13 protein-coding genes are annotated in these 17,935 nt (G+C 59.4%); 6 read left to right on the top strand and 7 right to left on the bottom strand.

What is annotated here, in order from left to right:
• Positions 1-47 precede the first annotated feature (47 nt).
• Entirely contained in the window at positions 48-923 is an 876-nt protein-coding gene (locus HU742_RS23675) for a Tim44 domain-containing protein (protein WP_186633215.1), read from the bottom strand.
• Positions 924-1,154: 231 nt separating this feature from the next.
• On the bottom strand, positions 1,155-3,338 hold the full coding sequence (gene uvrD, locus HU742_RS23670; RefSeq protein ID WP_186633212.1) for a DNA helicase II: 2,184 nt from the start codon (positions 3,336-3,338) through the stop codon (positions 1,155-1,157).
• Between the two features lie 260 nt (positions 3,339-3,598).
• On the opposite strand from uvrD, the gene HU742_RS23665 reads away from it, so the two are divergent.
• Complete coding sequence (locus HU742_RS23665) at positions 3,599-6,469, top strand: putative bifunctional diguanylate cyclase/phosphodiesterase (RefSeq protein ID WP_186644911.1); 2,871 nt, start codon at positions 3,599-3,601, stop codon at positions 6,467-6,469.
• A gap of 75 nt (positions 6,470-6,544) precedes the next feature.
• On the opposite strand, the gene HU742_RS23660 is transcribed toward HU742_RS23665, so the two are convergent.
• On the bottom strand, positions 6,545-6,889 hold the full coding sequence (locus HU742_RS23660; RefSeq protein ID WP_186644909.1) for a hypothetical protein: 345 nt from the start codon (positions 6,887-6,889) through the stop codon (positions 6,545-6,547).
• 424 nt (positions 6,890-7,313) lie between these two features.
• Between HU742_RS23660 and hexR the strand changes: the two genes are divergently transcribed.
• Complete coding sequence (hexR, locus tag HU742_RS23655) at positions 7,314-8,180, top strand: transcriptional regulator HexR (RefSeq protein WP_003187110.1); 867 nt, start codon at positions 7,314-7,316, stop codon at positions 8,178-8,180.
• Positions 8,181-8,302: 122 nt separating this feature from the next.
• Entirely contained in the window at positions 8,303-8,512 is a 210-nt protein-coding gene (locus HU742_RS23650; RefSeq protein WP_186633203.1) for a PA3496 family putative envelope integrity protein, read from the top strand.
• Here HU742_RS23650 and HU742_RS23645 read toward each other — a convergent pair.
• Positions 8,454-9,416, bottom strand: a complete 963-nt coding sequence (locus HU742_RS23645; RefSeq protein ID WP_186633200.1) for a LysR family transcriptional regulator — start codon at positions 9,414-9,416, stop codon at positions 8,454-8,456. The genes HU742_RS23650 and HU742_RS23645 overlap by 59 nt on opposite strands.
• Before the next feature lie 188 nt (positions 9,417-9,604).
• Between HU742_RS23645 and HU742_RS23640 the strand changes: the two genes are divergently transcribed.
• Together HU742_RS23640 and oadA are read left to right on the top strand one after the other, a co-directional pair.
• Positions 9,605-11,020: an acetyl-CoA carboxylase biotin carboxylase subunit gene (locus tag HU742_RS23640; RefSeq protein WP_003187105.1), complete on the top strand. Its 1,416-nt coding sequence runs from the start codon at positions 9,605-9,607 to the stop codon at positions 11,018-11,020.
• Between the two features lie 12 nt (positions 11,021-11,032).
• Positions 11,033-12,841 (top strand): sodium-extruding oxaloacetate decarboxylase subunit alpha, encoded by a 1,809-nt coding sequence (gene oadA, locus HU742_RS23635; protein ID WP_186633197.1) that lies wholly within the window; start codon positions 11,033-11,035, stop codon positions 12,839-12,841.
• 62 nt (positions 12,842-12,903) lie between these two features.
• Here oadA and HU742_RS23630 read toward each other — a convergent pair whose 3' ends face one another.
• The 3 genes from HU742_RS23630 to HU742_RS23620 form a co-directional block, all read right to left on the bottom strand.
• Entirely contained in the window at positions 12,904-14,967 is a 2,064-nt protein-coding gene (locus tag HU742_RS23630) for an autotransporter outer membrane beta-barrel domain-containing protein (RefSeq protein ID WP_186644908.1), read from the bottom strand.
• A gap of 208 nt (positions 14,968-15,175) precedes the next feature.
• Positions 15,176-16,009 carry an amino acid ABC transporter permease gene (locus HU742_RS23625; protein ID WP_186644907.1) on the bottom strand — a complete coding sequence of 278 codons (834 nt, stop codon included), beginning with the start codon at positions 16,007-16,009 and terminating at the stop codon, positions 15,176-15,178.
• Positions 16,006-16,827: an ABC transporter substrate-binding protein gene (locus HU742_RS23620; protein ID WP_186633188.1), complete on the bottom strand. Its 822-nt coding sequence runs from the start codon at positions 16,825-16,827 to the stop codon at positions 16,006-16,008. Before HU742_RS23620 ends, HU742_RS23625 begins: the two co-directional genes overlap by 4 nt.
• A gap of 114 nt (positions 16,828-16,941) precedes the next feature.
• Between HU742_RS23620 and HU742_RS23615 the strand changes: the two genes are divergently transcribed.
• Positions 16,942-17,841 (top strand): homocysteine S-methyltransferase family protein, encoded by a 900-nt coding sequence (locus tag HU742_RS23615; protein WP_186644906.1) that lies wholly within the window; start codon positions 16,942-16,944, stop codon positions 17,839-17,841.
• The last annotated feature ends 94 nt before the right edge of the window (positions 17,842-17,935 follow it).

Raw genomic sequence — 17,935 nt, 5'->3', positions numbered from 1 at the left:
GCCTGAGCCGGGGTTCTTTTATTTCAACATGCAAAACGGGCAAAGGTTCAACCGTTCTGGCGAATCCCGGCCACCATCCAGGGCTGGTCATCGCCCTGGGCGCGTTCCATGTTCCAGCTTTCGCTGAACGCTTCGCCTTTGTCGAAGCGAGAATCCTTCGACAAACCGCTGAAGGTCAGGGTGGCGATGGTCTTGTCGGCGCGATCATCGACGCCGTCCAGTTGCACCTGCAGATTGTCGATATAGGTGGACTGGAAGCCATCACCCAGCTCGGCACGTTCGCGCTTAAGGAACTCCAGCAGTTGCGGGGTCACGAACTCGGCAATTTTGTCCATTTCGTTCGCGTCCCAATGTTGCTGCAGGGACATGAAGTGGCTACGCGCCGCTTCGATGAAACGTTCTTCGTTGAACCAGGCCGGCGCATTGATGACCGGACGAGCGGCCACAGGCGCTGCCGAACCACCGAAAATCGAACCGCTGGCTGGTGGCTGGTTGAACACCTCACGCTGCATTGGCGCGTGGCCGGCTGGAGCCAGTTGCTCTTGCTGCTTGCGACGACGAGCGGCAATGAAGCGGAAGACCAGGAAGGCGATGACCGCCATGATCAGGATGTCGAAGATCTGCATGCCTTGGAAGCCGTCACCCATGAACATGGAGGCGAGCAGGCCACCGGCGGCGATACCGGCCAAGGGGCCGAGCCAGCGCGACGCGCCGCTGGCCTTGGTGGCAGCGCCTGCGGCACCGGCCGCGCCTGCGGTGGCGGCAGTGGACCCGGCCGCAGAGGACGGCGCCATCTGGCTGGTCTGGTGAGTCGGGGCCGCGCCCGAACTTTTACCACCGCCAAAACGCTTGGCGGCATTGGCGTCGATTGCCATCGTCAGGCCGATGCACAGCGCCATGGCGATGCTAAGAAAACGTTTCATATAAAGGCATTCCCATTTGTGAGTAGCACGCGGCCCATGTTGCACAGGTGAGCTGTTGCTGGCTAGCGGCAGAGTGTTTCGGGCTTTTGCATGACAGCCGAGGTTCAGGTTCGGCTGTGCAAGAAGGCTTGTTCGCTTTGGGCTGTAGGAAAGGTAAACAAGTTCTATCGGAAAGCTCAGTGGATCACCTATGGGGGGCGAGCCTTCGCTCCCATAGGGTCCCTGCGAATCTTAGATTGCTTCCAGCTTGGCATACCCCAGCATCAGCCATTTGCTGCCTTCGCTGAAGTTGACCTGGACCCGAGCCTGGGCTCCAGCGCCTTCGAAATTGAGGATCACGCCGTCGCCAAATACCGAATGGCGCACAGCCTGGCCGAGGCTGAAGCCGGTTTCCGGTATATCGCTGCCGCCAAACAGGCTGCTGGTGCCTTGCTGCTGGCTGCCGCCGAACGGACGGCTGACGCTGTTGGAAAGTCGCACTTCCTGGATGAGACCCTTCGGCACTTCGCGTACGAAACGAGACACCTTGTTGTAGGTCTCGCTGCCATACAAACGACGGGTTTCAGCATAAGTCAGCACCAGGTTCTGCATGGCCCGGGTGATGCCGACGTAGGCCAGGCGCCGCTCTTCTTCCAGGCGGCCCGGTTCTTCCAGACTCATCTTGTGAGGAAACAAGCCTTCCTCCATGCCCACCAGGAATACGTACGGGAACTCCAAGCCCTTGGCGCTGTGGAGGGTCATCAATTGGATGCTGTCCTCGTGCTCATCGGCCTGGGTGTCGCCGGCCTCCAGGGACGCATGCCCCAGGAACGCCGACAAGGGGGACAAGTCCCCATCTTCGTCCGTGGTTTCGAAGTTGCGCGCAGCGCTGACCAGTTCCTCAAGGTTTTCCACCCGGGCCTGGCCTTTCTCGCCCTTTTCCGCTTCGTGGTAGGCAATCAGGCCAGACTGCTCGATGACGGTCTGGGTCATCAAGTGCAGGGGCATTTCGGCGCATTTGGCAGCCAGGTCTTCTATCAGATCGATAAACGCCTTCAGCGCCCCGGCTGCGCGGCCGGTTACGCCTTTGTTGTCGACTAACTGGCGCATGGCTTCCCACATCGACACATGGCTGTGGCGGGCATGGTCGCGAATCGCTTCGACGGTTTTCTCGCCAATGCCCCGCGTTGGCACGTTGATCACCCGCTCCAGGGCGGCATCGTTGCCGCGCCCTTCGATCAGGCGCAGGTAGGCCATGGCGTTCTTGATCTCCGCGCGCTCGAAGAAGCGTTGGCCACCGTAGATCCGGTATGGGATCCGTTCGCGCAACAAGGCTTCTTCCAAGACCCGCGACTGCGCGTTGGAGCGATACAGGATGGCGATATCGCTGCGGGCCAGGCCGGTCTTCAACGCGCTTTCGATGGTTTCCACTACATAGCGGGCTTCATCGTGTTCATTGAATGCGGCGTAGAGATTGATCGCCTCGCCTTCGCTGCCGTCAGTCCACAGCTCTTTGCCCAGGCGGCCGGTATTGTTGGCGATGAGAGCGTTGGCGGCCTTGAGGATACCGGCGGTGGAGCGGTAGTTCTGTTCCAGGCGGATGACTTCGGCGTCCGGAAAGTCCGCCGAATACTGATGAATATTTTCGATTTTGGCACCGCGCCAGCCGTAGATCGACTGGTCGTCGTCGCCTACGACCATCAGGCTGTCGCCGCCCTTGGCAAGCAGGCGCAGCCAAGCGTACTGAACGGCGTTGGTGTCCTGGAATTCGTCCACCAGGACATGCCGGAAGCGTTTCTGATAGTGCGCCAGCAGGCCCGGATGGTCGCGCCACAGGTCCAGCGCCCGCAGCAGCAGCTCCGAAAAGTCGATGACCCCGGCACGTTGGCATGCTGCTTCGTAGGCTTCGTAGATGCTGCGCATGGTCGCCAGGAACAAGTCGCCACTGGCCTGGATGTGTTGCGGGCGCAGGCCTTCGTCTTTCTGGCCGTTGATGAACCACTGGGCCTGACGGGCGGGCCAGCGTTGTTCGTCCAGGCCCAGTTCGCGGATGACGCGCTTGACCAACCGCTGCTGATCGTCGCTGTCGAGGATCTGGAAGGTCTGGCTCAGGCCGGCCTCCTGCCAATGGGCACGCAACAGGCGGTGCGCCAGGCCGTGGAACGTACCGACCCACATGCCAGCCGGATTGAGGCCCATCAACTGTTCGATGCGATGACGCATCTCGGCAGCGGCCTTGTTGGTAAAAGTCACTGACAGAATCGAATGGGGCGAGGCGTTCTCGACCTGGATCAACCAGGCGATACGGTGCACCAGCACTCGGGTCTTGCCGGAGCCGGCACCGGCCAGGACCAATTGACGGCCCACGGAGGCAGCAACTGCCTGGCGTTGGGCATCGTTTAGGGAGTTCAACAGAAGGGAGAGATCATCGCGCATCGAAGCATTCTAGGGTGCGGCGTCACCCCGGGCAAACCGAGCTTCGCATCAGCCGATAAAAGACCGTTTGGTGATGACCGGCTGGTCAGCGCCTACAAGCCTTTGCGGGTCGGGCTTGACGCGACTGGCACTCAATGAAATGGCAGTTTTTTCGGCATTTTTATGAGCGAGAGCAGTGTGGGATGCCCTTTGGCTTGTGTATGCTCGGGGCTCGTTTCGGATGCACCATGCATCCTTGAATAAGAACAAGAACATCACCTATGACCTTCAATTCCGATCTGGCGGGCCCTTGTGTGGATCCGCGGATCATCTGCAAGCAGTACGCCACGGAAATGGCGGTCGAACGCACAAGGTTGTTATATCAGGGCTCGCTGCTGCCCACCCTCTTCATGCTGATCAACGGGCTGGTCTGCGCCGCGCTGTTGTGGGAGCCGTCGCGTTATTTCCTGGTGAGTGTGTGGCTGGTCTGGCTGCTGTCACTGGTGGCGCTGCGGGTGATTCAGGTGGCCGCTTTTGATTCGGCGATGCCCAGCCGCCAGGCGCACCCGGTCTGGTTGCGTATGTTTTTGTTGGGCTCAGCCATGACCGGTCTGACGTTGGCGGCTGCCGGCATTGCCCTGGTGCCGGCCGACAGCTTTCAGCAACAGGCATGGGTGTTTGGGCTGATCGGCGCAGCCACCCTCTCGGCCAGCGTCGCTTATGCCGTGAGCCTTCCGGCATTTCTATCCTTTACGCTGCCCTGTCTGCTACCGGCCATCGGTTATCTTTTCTGGGGTGGCGATGAGCATCAGCGCGGGTGGGGTTGGCTCGGGCTGATTGTGCTGGTGTCGCTCAGCGTGGTGGCCTGGCAGGTCAACCGGGTGATACGAAATGGAATGTTGCGACGCTTCCAGAATCAGGCACTGATCGAGCACCTGCAGCAGACGCAAGCCCGTAGTTCGCAGCTTAACGAGGCGTTGGGCAGGGAAGTCGAACAACGCCGTTCCGCCGAGGCCCAGCTGCGTACGGCGCAGGTTGGGCTGGAGGCGCGGGTCGAGCAGCGCAGCCTTGAGCTGGAGGCGGCCAGCCAAGCCCTGAGTAAAAGTGAAGCGCGTCTGGCGCTGGCCCTAAAGGCAAGCGAGCTGGGGTTGTGGGATTGGAACCTGCAGACCGATGAAGTCCATCACACCCAACTCAAGGAGCTGTTTGGCCTGGAGCCCGAATACATTACTGCCATGCTCAGTCACCTCACTCCGCGCCTGCATCCTCAGGATCTCCCGGCGCTCAAGCGCGCCCTGATCGAGCATCTCAAAGGGCGCAGCGAGGATTATCAGATCGAATACCGAGTGCGCCATGGGGACGGTCATTGGGTCTGGATCGAAGATCGCGGCCGGGCGGTGGAGCGCAGCGCGAGTGGTCGGGTGCTGCGCATGGTCGGCACCCGGCGAAACATCAGCGCCAGCAAAGAGCTTGAACAACAGCGGCAACTGGCGGCCACGGTATTTGAGGCCGCCAGTGAAGGTATCGTGATTTTCGACCCCAACTACGCGTTGCTTGCGGCCAATCAGGCGTTCACGCGGGTGACGGGCTTCAATATCGCCGACATGCTGGGTTGCAATGTGGTTGATTTGCCGTGCAGTCGCGACGCGCGCCGGCACTATCCGATCATCCGCCAGGCCTTGAAGCAGCACGGCACTTGGCAAGGCGAACTGGTGGAAGCGCGCGCCAACGGCGAGCTCTACCCGCAGTGGCTGCAATTGAACGTTGTGCGAGACCTTCGGGGAAATGTCAGCCATATAGTGGGCTTCTTCGCTGATCTTTCGGCTCGACGCGAGTCCGAAGAGCGGATGCGTTATCTCACCCATTACGATGAGCTGACCGGGTTGGCGAACCGCTCGCTGTTCCGCGAGCGCCTGAACGAAGCCCACCAGCGAGTGCGCCAGGGCGGGCGGCGGAGCCTGGCGTTGCTGCATATCAACCTGGACCGTTTCAAGCTGCTCAACGACAGCCTTGGTCATGACATCGCCGACCAATTACTGCAGAAAATGGCCCGGCGCTTGATCAATGCATTGCCCGAAGCCGACACCATCGCCCGATTGTCCGGCGACGAGTTCGCGGTACTGTTCGACGCCTATGGCAACCTTTCGAGTCTCGCCCGGGTGGCGACCCGGCTGGCGGCCAAGCTGCGCGTGCCGCTGACCGTCGATGGCCACGAGCTGGTGATCAGCGCATCCATCGGCATCAGCCTGTTGCCTGACAATGCGCGGGAAGTTTCCACACTGGTCAGCCAGGCAAACATAGCCATGCAACATGCCAAGCACCTGGGTGGTAATAACTTTCAGTTTTACACCGATAGTTTGCAGGCCAGCACGCTGGAGCGGCTGCAACTGGAAAACCAGTTGCGCAAGGCTCTCGAAGAAAAACAGCTGAAGGTCTTCTATCAGCCCAAGCTGTGCCTGGCGACTGGTCGCCTGAACGGCGCCGAGGCGTTGGTGCGCTGGGACCATCCAACCATGGGTCAAGTCCCACCGGGAGATTTCATTGGCTTGGCTGAAGAGACCGGGCTAATCGGGTCGATTGGTGAGTTCGTGTTGCGCCAGGCCTGTTGGCAGGCATGCGAATGGCAGCGCCAAGGGCTTGCGCCGATCAGGATGTCGGTCAATCTGTCGGTGCACCAATTGCGCCAGGGAAAGCTTGTCAGCCTGGTGCGGCAAGTGCTGGAAGAAACCGGCCTGGAGCCCCAGCACCTGGAGTTGGAGTTGACCGAGAGCCAGTTGCTCGACAGCGTCGAACATATCATTGCCACCTTCCAGCAGCTGCGCGACCTTGGGGTCAAGCTGGCGATCGACGATTTCGGTACCGGCTACTCATCCCTGAGCTACCTCAAGCGCATTCCGGTGGATTACGTGAAGATCGACCAAGCCTTCATTCGTGGGCTAGGGGAGGGTGGAGAAGACGCGGCGATTACACGAGCGATCATTGCAATGGCCCATGGGTTGTCGCTCAAGGTAGTCGCCGAAGGCGTAGAGCGGCAGGAGCAGCTCGACTTCTTGAGAAGTGAGCGCTGCGATGAAGTGCAAGGGTATCTGATCAGCCGCCCCGTGGAAGCCGAGGGGTTGGCTGGGTTGTTACGAGCGCAACACTTGGTTTGAATTAAGTTATTCATGACGGTAACTTCCCGCCGGACGAAGGAATCGTCTGGCGGGAAGTTATGTACGGGTGATTGCTTAGTCGGTAATCAGAATTTTATCGATGTGCTTCACTAGTTCGCCGTTGAAATAGATGTTGACGCCAGTGACGTTGGATGCACCCAGTTCTTTGTATTCGACTTGCTTGTCAGTTACAACTTGCAGCGAGGTTTCGCCGGAGCCTTCCAGACTTAAGTCCAGATTCAGATTCAAGGACTTGTCCTGCTGTTCGCTTCGTTTCAGCGTCGGGATAACGCCGGCATGTGGCACGGTTACGGTGCCGCAGGTACGGAACGACGCAGCGCCTGGCATGCGATCAATTTGTGCGGTCCAATTTTTAGTATTAATAGTAGGTTTAGTAGGTTTAGTAGGTTTAGTATTCATAGTAACTCCTGTAATTAAGTTGATTGCGTCCTGCGGGAATCAATATATACAGTTTGATCTGGGTGTGGGTGAGTGATTAAGGTTTAGGTTGTAACGAGAGGTTGTTGCTTAGAGCATGTAAAAGAACGCCCTGGAGTTGCTGGCTTATTAGCCCGGGTGCGGACTTCTAGATAGCTACCCAGTTGCCAGCCATTAAAGAAATGGTCTTTTCGAAGTTGAAGGCTCAGGTTGCGCCTGAACCCCGCAGGTTTGCAGCGCTGGCGGTTGTGCTACCGCACAAGCTGCTACATCTGACGATCCTCTGCCAAAACAAGGGGCCGCGAGACAATCCAGTTACGTATTGGACAGGCAAAAGGCCAATTCTTGTAGTATAACTACAAGCTTGCTACATCCCGGCACCCGCCCATAACAAGAGTCCAGCCCCTTGAACCTGTTGCAACACATCGCCCAATCACGCCACCTGCTGCGCAAGTCGGAGCTGAAAGTCGCTGATCACGTACTGCTTGATCCGGCGGCCGTGATGCACAGTTCCATGGCTGATCTTGCCCACAGCGTCGGTATCAGCGAACCGACCATCGTGCGTTTTTGCCGGGCCATCGGTTGTTCGGGTTTCCAGGATCTGAAGCTCAAGTTGGCGCAGAGCCTGGCGGCTGGTGCGAGCTTCGGCCAGTTTGCCATCCATGAAGACGACTCGGTCGCCGACTACAGCCTGAAGATCTTCGACACGACCCTGCACACGTTGATGGAGGTTCGCGAGAAGCTCGACCCGGTGGCGTTGCAAAAAGCCGTGACGGCCATGTCCCAGGCCCAGCGTGTCGAGTTCTACGGTTTTGGCGCTTCCGGTGCGGTGGCCGCCGATGCACAGCACAAGTTCTTCCGTTTGTTGCTCACCGCAGCGGCGTATTCCGACCCGCACATGCAGGCGATGTCAGCGGTCACGTTGAAACCCACCGATGTGGCGATCTGTATTTCCCAATCGGGGCGTTCCAAGGATCTGTTGATTACCGCGAATCTGGTTCGCGAAAGCGGCGCCTCGTTGATCACCCTGTGCCCGAGCCAGACTCCATTGGCTGAGCTGTCGACGGTGAACCTGGCGATCGATGTGCATGAAGACACCGAAATCTATACACCATTGACCTCGCGCATCGCCCATCTGGTGGTTATCGATGTACTGGCAATGGGCGTGGCCATGGCGCGTGGGCCGAGCCTGGTCAATCATCTGAAGAGTGTGAAGCGAAGCCTTCGCAGCTTGCGATTGTCGCCCAAGTCGGTGAAGGCGCTGGACGACTGAGCGCAGATCCTGGAGCCTCGGGTTCATCTGCGCAAATTCATCGTTCTGTAACCCTCGCGCCGCCAAATCGTCATCCCGCGCCGTCATCTTGAAGCTCCCGTATACGTCTTGGGAGTCTCGACATGACCCAGTCCTACGAAGAACGCAGCGCCGTCAAAACCCGTCGACAGCAGGAAGACCAGCGCCGCATGGCGTTCCGTCGTGCCATCGAAGACCGCTATGAACAGCGCCAGCTTCTGGCACAGATCAGCGAATTTCCTGACGCTGCAGAGTTCAATTACTGGCAGGCAACACCGGCGGCTTCCCGTCGAAACGTTCAACCAGGGCGATGATCTGAGCGCGCTCGCCGCGTACGAACGCCAGGAAGGCATGCGCGACGGGTGACAAGCGCTTCGCCCTGGCCTGCACCAGGCACCAGCTGCGGTACAGCGGCAATTCCTCCACCGGCAACTCAATGAGCGCGCCGGACGATAGTTCCCGGCTTACGGCGTGGCGTGTCAACAGCGCCACGCCCAGCCCGGCTACCACGCATTCGCGCTGGGCCTCCGCCGACGCCACTTCCAGCGTCTGGGTGAAATGCACCCGTTTCTCCTTGAAGTATTCCTCGCAGGCCAGCCGCGTGCCGGACCCTGGTTCGCGCAACAGCAGGGTGTAGGGCTCCAGATCCTGCAATCGCAATGAGCCCATATGGCACAGCGGATGGTCGGGCGGCGCCACGGCGACGATTGGATTGTTGAGGAACGGCAGGAATTCCAGCCCCATGTCCTGAGGCACCATGGACATGATCACCAAGTCGTCACGGTTGTCCGAGAGCCGCCGGATGACTTGACCGCGATTGACCACCGTGAGGTTCAGGTTCACCTCGGGATGCTGGCGCTTGAACGCAGCGAACAGGTGCGGGACGAAATACTTGGCGCTGGATTCCACCGCAAGCTTCAATTGGCCCTGCAGCGAACCCTGCATGTCCGAGAGCTGCATGTCGAGGTTTTCCAGGCGCCCGAAAATGTCACGGCTGGCACGTTGCAGGGCTTCGGCGGCCTCGGTCATGTAGAGTTTTTTGCCGACATATTCGAATAACGGCTGGCCAATCAGCTCTTCCAAAGATCGAATCTGTAGGCTAACGGCCGGTTGTGTGAGAGACATTTCGTCGGCCGCACGGCTGTAGGACCTCAGATCGCACACCTCGTTGAAAATTTGCAGTTGACGCAATGTCATACGCATCAATGACTTACGCATTTTCTAGACTCTTTGGTGTGGGGCGGATAACGCAACTATAAGTCTTTGCTTATGCACGACCCAATAATTATTCATTTTTGTTAATCGACGCCCCGGACTAGTGTGGAGCTGCGACCAATTGTTACATCTGGTCACGCATCGGCCTGAACCTCGGGCCGTGGGTATCACCGGCTCAAGGGAACCTCCAATTGATAACAAAGATCCTGATCGCCAACCGTGGTGAGATTGCCGTCCGCATCGTCCGCGCCTGTGCAGAGATGGGCATCCGCTCGGTCGCGGTCTATTCCGACGCCGACCGCCACGCCTTGCATGTCAAACGTGCGGACGAGGCCCACAGCATTGGCGCCGATCCGCTGGCCGGTTATCTCAACCCACGCAAACTGGTGAACCTGGCGGTGGAAACCGGTTGTGATGCGTTGCATCCCGGCTATGGTTTCCTCTCGGAAAACGCCGAGCTGGCAGACATCTGCGCTGAACGTGGTATCAAATTCATTGGCCCGTCCGCGGAAGTCATTCGCCGCATGGGCGACAAGACCGAAGCGCGCCGCAGCATGATCAAGGCTGGTGTGCCGGTCACGCCGGGGACCGAAGGCAACGTAGCGGGCATCGAAGAGGCGCTGACCGAAGGTGATCGGATTGGTTACCCGGTCATGCTCAAGGCCACGTCCGGCGGCGGTGGCCGTGGCATCCGTCGTTGCAACAGTCGTGAAGAACTCGAACAGGCCTTCCCGCGGGTGATTTCCGAAGCCACCAAGGCGTTCGGTTCGGCGGAAGTGTTCCTGGAAAAATGCATCGTCAATCCCAAGCACATCGAAGCGCAGATCCTGGGCGACAGTTTCGGCAACGTCGTGCACCTGTTCGAACGGGACTGCTCGATCCAGCGCCGCAACCAGAAGCTGATCGAAATCGCCCCGAGCCCGCAGCTGACGCCCGAGCAGCGCGCCTACATCGGTGACTTGTCGGTGCGCGCCGCCAAGGCCGTGGGCTACGAGAATGCCGGCACCGTGGAGTTCCTGCTCGCCGAAGGCGAGGTGTACTTCATGGAGATGAACACCCGAGTGCAGGTGGAACACACCATCACTGAAGAAATCACCGGTATCGACATTGTCCGCGAACAGATCCGCATCGCCTCCGGGCTGCCGCTGTCGGTCAAGCAAGAAGACATCCAGCACCGTGGCTTTGCGTTGCAGTTCCGAATCAACGCCGAAGACCCGAAAAACAATTTCCTGCCCAGCTTCGGCAAGATCACCCGTTATTACGCTCCGGGCGGCCCGGGCGTGCGCACCGACACGGCGATCTACACCGGCTACACCATTCCGCCGTTCTACGATTCGATGTGCCTGAAGCTGGTGGTCTGGGCATTGACCTGGGAAGAAGCGATGGACCGTGGCCTGCGAGCCCTGGATGACATGCGCCTGCAGGGGGTCAAGACCACCGCCGCGTATTACCAGGAGATCCTGCGCAATCCGGAATTCCGCAGCGGCCAGTTCAATACCAGCTTCGTTGAAAGCCACCCTGAACTGACCAACTACTCGATCAAGCGCAAACCCGAAGAGCTGGCCCTGGCCATCGCCGCCGCCATTGCCGCCCACGCAGGCCTGTAAGGAATCATGACAATGTCCAAGAAGATCCACGTAACCGACACAATCCTGCGCGACGCCCACCAATCGCTGCTCGCCACCCGCATGCGCACCGAAGACATGCTGCCGATCTGCGACAAGCTCGACAAAGTCGGCTATTGGTCGCTGGAAGTCTGGGGCGGCGCAACCTTTGACGCGTGCGTGCGCTTTTTGAAAGAAGATCCATGGGAGCGCCTGCGCCAACTGCGCGCGGCGCTGCCCAACACTCGCTTGCAAATGCTCCTGCGCGGCCAGAACCTGCTGGGCTACCGTCATTACAGCGATGACGTGGTCAGGGCGTTTGTCGCCAAGGCTGCGGTCAACGGTATCGATGTGTTCCGTATCTTCGACGCGATGAACGACGTGCGTAACCTGCGCGTTGCCATCGAAGCCGTGAAGGCTGCTGGCAAGCATGCTCAGGGCACCATCGCCTACACCACCAGCCCGGTGCACACCATTGAAGCTTTCGTGGCCCAGGCCAAACAGATGGAAGCCATGGGTTGCGATTCGGTGGCGATCAAGGACATGGCCGGCCTGCTTACGCCGTACGCCACTGGCGAGCTGGTGAAAGCGCTGAAGGCCGAGCAATCGCTGCCGGTGTTCATCCACTCCCACGATACCGCCGGCCTGGCCGCGATGTGCCAACTCAAGGCCATCGAAAACGGTGCCGACCACATTGACACCGCGATCTCCAGCTTCGCCTGGGGCACCAGCCATCCGGGCACCGAATCGATGGTCGCGGCCCTTAAAGGCAGTGAATTCGACACCGGCCTGGACCTGGAACTGCTGCAGGAAATTGGCCTGTATTTCTACGCTGTGCGCAAGAAATACCACCAGTTCGAAAGCGAGTTCACTGCGGTGGATACCCGCGTTCAGGTCAACCAAGTGCCGGGCGGCATGATCTCCAACCTCGCCAACCAGCTCAAAGAGCAGGGCGCGTTGAACCGCATGAACGAAGTACTGGCGGAAATCCCGCGTGTGCGTGAAGACCTCGGCTTCCCGCCGCTGGTGACTCCTACCTCGCAGATCGTGGGTACCCAGGCGTTCTTCAACGTGTTGGCCGGTGAGCGCTACAAGACCATCACCAACGAAGTGAAACTCTATCTGCAGGGTGGCTACGGCAAGGCCCCGGGCGCGGTGAACGAGAAGTTGCGTCGCCAGGCCATCGGCAGTGAAGACGTGATCGACGTCCGTCCCGCCGACCTGCTCAAGCCGGAAATGACCCGGCTGCGTGGAGAGATCGGCGCCTTGGCCAAATCCGAGGAAGACGTGCTGACCTATGCGATGTTTCCGGACATCGGTCGCAAATTCCTCGAGGAACGCGATGCCGGCACCCTGACCCCGGAAGTGCTGCTGCCAATTCCTGAGGCAGGCAGCGTGAGCTCCGCGGGTGGTGAAGGTGTGCCGACCGAGTTCGTCATCGATGTTCACGGTGAAACCTATCGCGTGGATATCACTGGCGTGGGCGTCAAGGCTGAAGGCAAGCGTCACTTCTACCTGTCCATCGATGGCATGCCGGAAGAAGTCGTTTTCGAACCGCTCAATGAATTTGTCGGCGGCGGCAGCAGCAAGCGCAAGCAAGCCACTGCGCCGGGCCACGTCAGCACCACCATGCCGGGCAACATCGTCGATGTGCTGGTCAAGGAGGGCGACATGGTGAAGGCCGGCCAGGCTGTGCTGATCACCGAAGCCATGAAGATGGAAACCGAAGTGCAGGCCGCCATCGCCGGCAAGGTCACCGCCATTCATGTGGCCAAGGGCGACCGGGTCAACCCGGGTGAGATCCTGGTCGAGATCGAAGGCTGACAGAACAGCCTCGATACAACGCTTTAACCTCGGGGGGGCATGTGCTCCCCTTTTTTTGCCTGTCAGAACATCATTCTCCACTGGCCCATGAGTGCACCGTTGCGGTTGTCCTGGCCGGTTTCACCGCTGTAGCTCAATCCCAGGGTGTGACGTGGCGAAACAGCCAGGTCCAGCCCGGCTTGCAACAGCAGGCTGTCTCGGTCCAACTCGACACCTTCGATGGTGTAGGAACTGCCCCCATCAGCCAGACGTTGATCGGAGCTGCCCCTGACATCGCCGTAGCGGTGCTTCCAGCCGATGTCCAGGCGCGGCGTCAAGCGTGTGCCGCGATCAAACAGGAAGGGGCGCACGAGGCGCAAGCCCAAATCGCTGCTGTAGTGGTGCTGTGACTGGCCGTTGTACTGCAACGCAGCGTCCCCGCCTTTTTCGGTATAGCCGTCGCGTTGGTAGCGTTGATAGCCAACTTGGGCATAGGGCTCGATATCGAAATGACCTAAAACCCAGTTGTAGCCAACCTGTCCAAAGACCTGCTGCGTAGTGGCATCGTAGCGGCCTTTCAAACGATCCCTGAAACCGTTGAAGGCTACGTGGCGATTGGTGCTGCCGTCATGATTGCCATAGACAGCGCCCAGACGCAGCGCCAGCGGCCCGTCCTGGCGTAAGGCGTATGCGCCTGCGAGCCAACTGTCCAGGGCACCGTCGAACTGATAACTGTCCAGCCGGGTCTGGGTCTTGCTGCCGATGATGCCCAAGCGCCAATCGGAGCTGATCGCCCAGTCGGTTCCCAGCATCAGGCCCTTTGTCGAATGCTTGAGGGCAAAGCTGCCCAATTGCTTGGCGAGGCTGCCGCTGTTGCCGATGGCCTGGATCCAGACTTGGCCGTTGTCGTATTCGCCCGACGGGGTGTTCCGGCCCATGGCGGAAAGCATTCCGCTGCTGATCGGTGCGACGCTGCTGAGAGTGGAGTTGCCCAGGTCCGCCGTGTCATAACCGCCCAGCTGGTCAATGGCGTCGGCGGCTGTAGCCATATTGGTGCCGAGTAGGGCGTTGATGGCGGCGTTGGGTTTGGGGGCGGTAGCTACTTTCGGTGGTTCGTTAGGATTTGATGTGGGCTGACTGGTTCGCGGCTCGGTGGCGACGGGGCCTGACTGCTTTGGTTCGACCTGTTTCAGGATACTGCCTAAAGCCGCTTGGCCATTTTCAGAGTCGGTGACTTTCGTAGGCGCCACATCCTTGAGCGTAAGGGTCAGTCCTACTTCTGCACCTGTGGTGTAGTCAGTCGTCGCTGTCACGAGGGCCAATTCGTTGATGACCTTCCCAAATTCACCATCGATTTTGGTTGCTTTTATCACGACGTGTTTACTCTGGCCGACGGACTCGCCCGGCAAGGACGTGATTTTCAACGTCGCATTGCCTAACGTCGCGGTACCGCCAACCTTTATCGTCGCGCTTCCTTTTTCTGCATCGATTCCGTAAACCAGCATCGCGCTTTTGGAAAACTTGAGATCGTTGGTAATCGAAGGGGCGCCGACTTCAGGACCGACCTCCATCAAACCTGCAACGTCCAGTGCGTCGACCGTCCCGTTGCCGCTGAACTTGGCATTTTTCCCTACAAAAACCGGTCCGGCCACCGTGCCTTGGTTAGTGAACTCGCCAAGAACGTGCACCGCACCGCCGATAGCTCCGGTATTAATCAATTTAGCCTTGGAATCAATCAGGCTGTTTCCGCTGAAAACCCTGCTGTTCGACCATTCGCCTGGCTTTACATGCAGATCCTGGAAGTTGCGTGTTTCAGGCGACTCGCCTCCCTTGGCGTTATCCAGCTGCAAGACATTGATACCACCGCCGCCGTCGGTGATCCCGATGAGTTGGCCGCCGCTTTTTAAAATCACCAGATCGTTATCGTCGCCTTTCGACAGGGCTGCTTCTTGGGCTGTGATGACTTTATCGATCTTCTTATCCTTCGAAGTCGCGAACGCCTTGAGACGAGCCTGCATCTGGGCGGTCGTTTCTACGGAGCGGGCTTGATCGGCAACTGACTGAGCCATCGAAACCTCGGCACAGCCAAGCGCCAAGGCGATCGCCAGAGCGAGGTGGTGGGGCAGGTACACGTGTTGGGTAGGCATCGAGTGCGGCCTCTCATGAAATGAGTCCGCACTTTAAAAATTTCATCCAGGAGACGATGCCAGCCATCTTCTCGCCGTTGGCGAGACATGACGATGGAGCCTGTAGGCTTCTCGTGTTGCGATCACCGCATCGCTGCATTGGCATTCTTGAGAATAGGCTTTTCCCTACACAATCCTCGGACCGTTCCGTTTGACTACGTGTGGGCCATCAACTGCGCTTGAGATAAGCCTTCCCATAATGCCGCTCCATCCGCGCCTGGATCAGCTCCAGCGCAATGGACATCAACCAGTAAATGATCGCCGCCGTAGTCAGCATTTCGATATAGCGATAGCTCGAGCGACCGTAGGATTGCGCCAGGAACATCACTTCCCAGACGCCCATCACCGAGATCAATGAAGAGTCCTTGAGCATGGAGATGAACTGGTTGGTGGTCGGCGGGATGATGGTGCGCATGGCCTGGGGCAGGGTGACGCGCCAGAAGATCACGGTTTCGCCCATGCCCAGCGCCAGCGAGGCTTCGCGTTGGCCGTGGGGCACGCCGAGGATGCCGGCGCGGAAGATCTCGCTCAGGTAGGCGCCGTAGTTCAGCGACAGGGCGATGATTCCGGCGGCAATGGCGCCGGGGACCATACCCAGCTGTGGCAGGCCCAGGTAGATCAGCAGGATCTGGATCAGCAGCGGCGTGCCACGAAAGAACGAGGCGTAGAAACTGGCGATGCCGAACGCCACCGCGCTGCTGGACAGCCGCGCCAGGGCGGTGATGAAACCCAGCAGTGAGGAAGCGAAGATCGAGCACACGCATAGGAACAACGTCAGCACCGCGCCCTGCAAGAAGCCATTGGGCGCCAGATGCACGCCCAGCAGGTTCGGCAGTTTGTCGAGGATGATCGAGAACTTCAGGTCGAAGCTCAGGAAGAAACTCGCGAACAGCACTAACATCGCCGCCCAGGTCAGGTACAACCGGGTGCGAAAACCGAAGATTTTTTGCAGGCGTGACTCAGCCACCGGTGGCGGTGGCTGAGGGGGTGGAGAAGAAGTCATTGGCTGATATCGGCGCCGATCCATTTTTGCGAGAGTTTGCTCAAGGTGCCGTCCTGTTTCAACTGAGCGAAGACTTCACGCACTTTGCTGTTCCACTCGGCGTCACCCTTTTCGATAGCGACCGAGTTGGGCTCGGAATACAGCGCCTCGCCCGCCAGTTTGAAACGCTTGTCTTCGGTCAGGCGCGGCTGCGCGGTCACTAGGTTGGTCAGTACTGCATCCAGGCGCACCCCGGCGCCGAGGCCCAGGTCTTGGAACGCTACGTTGTCGGTGTCGTACGGGGCGATCTGCACGTCCTCGAACGGATAGCTCAGTTGGGTATCTTCAGCGCCTTCGATCACCAGGTTCTTGTTCAGGTAGCTTTCGTAGCTGGAGGCGCTGGTGAGGCCGACTTTCTTGCCGCTCAAGTCCTTGGCGCCGTGAATACTGTCGTCCTTGGCGTTGACCACGATCACCGCTGGCGAGGCGTAGTACTGCACGGGAAAATCGAACACTTCGGCGCGCGCCTTGCTCGGCGTCATGGAGCAGATGCAGATGTCATAGCGCCCGCTCCAGCGACCGGCCGCGATCACGTCCCATGAAGGCGTTTCCAGGCGCAGCTTCACGCCCAGTTTTTCAGCGACTGCCTTGGCGACGTCCACGTCAAAACCATCGAGTTGGTTTTGATCGTTGAGGAACGAGAAGGGTGGATAGCTTTCCATCAACACGCCAACCAGTTCTTTTTTCTGTTCGATGCGGTCCAGCGTGGCGCCGGCGAACGCTTGCGAGGAGGCGCCCAGGAGAGTCAGGCCCAGGGCCAGCAACGGTTGTAGTTTCATGTGACGCGCCCTGTTAGAAAAATAAGTTGTAGTTCTCTGAATCGTGCGTATTAAATAGTTATAAGAACAACTCCGGTAGTGAGTATTTTTCATAAGCTTATGAGGGAATCGCATATGGGCGCAGCAACGACAGTCATTCTCGACGGCGGCATGGGCCGTGAACTGCAACGCCGGGGCGCGCCGTTCCGACAGCCCGAGTGGTCGGCCCTGGCCTTGAGCGAAGCGCCCCAGGCGGTAGAAGCCGTGCACGCGGCCTACATTGCCAGCGGCGCCAACGTAATCACCAGCAACAGCTACGCCGTGGTGCCGTTCCACATTGGCGAAGCGCGTTTCGCTGCCGAAGGCCAGGCCTTGGCCGCGCTGGCTGGCGAATTGGCGCAACGGGCGGTACAGGCTTCAGGCAAAGCGGTGCGGGTGGCCGGGTCGCTGCCGCCGCTGTTCGGTTCCTATCGGCCGGATCTGTTCGACGCCTCCCGTGCCAGTGAACTGCTGACGCCCCTGGTGAACGGCCTGGCGCCTCATGTCGATTTGTGGCTGGCCGAGACCCAGAGCTCCACGGTCGAAGCGCGGGCGATTCACGCCGGGCTGCCGAAGGATGGCAAGCCGTTCTGGCTGTCGTTCACCCTCCAAGACGAAGACACTGATGAAGTGCCACGCCTGCGTTCCGGCGAACCGGTGGCGGACGCCGCTGCGGTGGCGGCCGAACTGGGCGTCGAAGTGCTGCTGTTCAACTGCAGCCAACCGGAAGTGATCGGCGCGGCGATCGATGCGGCGCGGGATACCTTCGAACGCCTGGGGGTGAAGATTCACATAGGTGCCTACGCCAACGCCTTCCCGCCGCAGCCGAAGGAAGCGACGGCCAACGACGGGCTCGATCCCCTGCGCGAAGACCTCGATCCGCCCGGCTATCTGCAATGGGCGACTGACTGGCACAAGCGTGGCGCCAGCCATCTGGGCGGCTGCTGCGGGATCGGGCCGGAGCACATCGCGGTGTTGGCGCAAAAGTTGGTTTGAGTTGCCTGGCGGTCGGCAGGTAAAGGAAACAGTGCCGGGTCGACCGCCCATAACACCCCTGCGCCCAACAGCGTGGACATTGGCGGTTACGGTT

Source organism: Pseudomonas marvdashtae (genome assembly GCF_014268655.2).
GTDB lineage: Bacteria > Pseudomonadota > Gammaproteobacteria > Pseudomonadales > Pseudomonadaceae > Aquipseudomonas > Aquipseudomonas marvdashtae.
The sequence above is the reverse complement of the archived record's forward strand: the minus strand, read 5'-3'. Positions and strand labels throughout refer to the sequence as shown.

Excerpts from the sequence above, each read along its gene's own strand:
- HU742_RS23675 (WP_186633215.1), bottom strand. The coding sequence starts at position 923 with ATGAAACGTTTTCTTAGCATCGCCATGGCGCTGTGCATCGGCCTGACG.
- HU742_RS23620 (WP_186633188.1), bottom strand. The coding sequence starts at position 16,827 with ATGAAACTACAACCGTTGCTGGCCCTGGGCCTGACTCTCCTGGGCGCC.
- uvrD (WP_186633212.1), bottom strand. The coding sequence starts at position 3,338 with ATGCGCGATGATCTCTCCCTTCTGTTGAACTCCCTAAACGATGCCCAA.
- HU742_RS23650 (WP_186633203.1), top strand. The coding sequence starts at position 8,303 with ATGACCCAGTCCTACGAAGAACGCAGCGCCGTCAAAACCCGTCGACAG.
- HU742_RS23625 (WP_186644907.1), bottom strand. The coding sequence starts at position 16,009 with ATGACTTCTTCTCCACCCCCTCAGCCACCGCCACCGGTGGCTGAGTCA.
- HU742_RS23615 (WP_186644906.1), top strand. The coding sequence starts at position 16,942 with ATGGGCGCAGCAACGACAGTCATTCTCGACGGCGGCATGGGCCGTGAA.
- HU742_RS23665 (WP_186644911.1), top strand. The coding sequence starts at position 3,599 with ATGACCTTCAATTCCGATCTGGCGGGCCCTTGTGTGGATCCGCGGATC.
- oadA (WP_186633197.1), top strand. The coding sequence starts at position 11,033 with ATGTCCAAGAAGATCCACGTAACCGACACAATCCTGCGCGACGCCCAC.
- HU742_RS23660 (WP_186644909.1), bottom strand. The coding sequence starts at position 6,889 with ATGAATACTAAACCTACTAAACCTACTAAACCTACTATTAATACTAAA.
- HU742_RS23645 (WP_186633200.1), bottom strand. The coding sequence starts at position 9,416 with ATGCGTAAGTCATTGATGCGTATGACATTGCGTCAACTGCAAATTTTC.
- HU742_RS23630 (WP_186644908.1), bottom strand. The coding sequence starts at position 14,967 with ATGCCTACCCAACACGTGTACCTGCCCCACCACCTCGCTCTGGCGATC.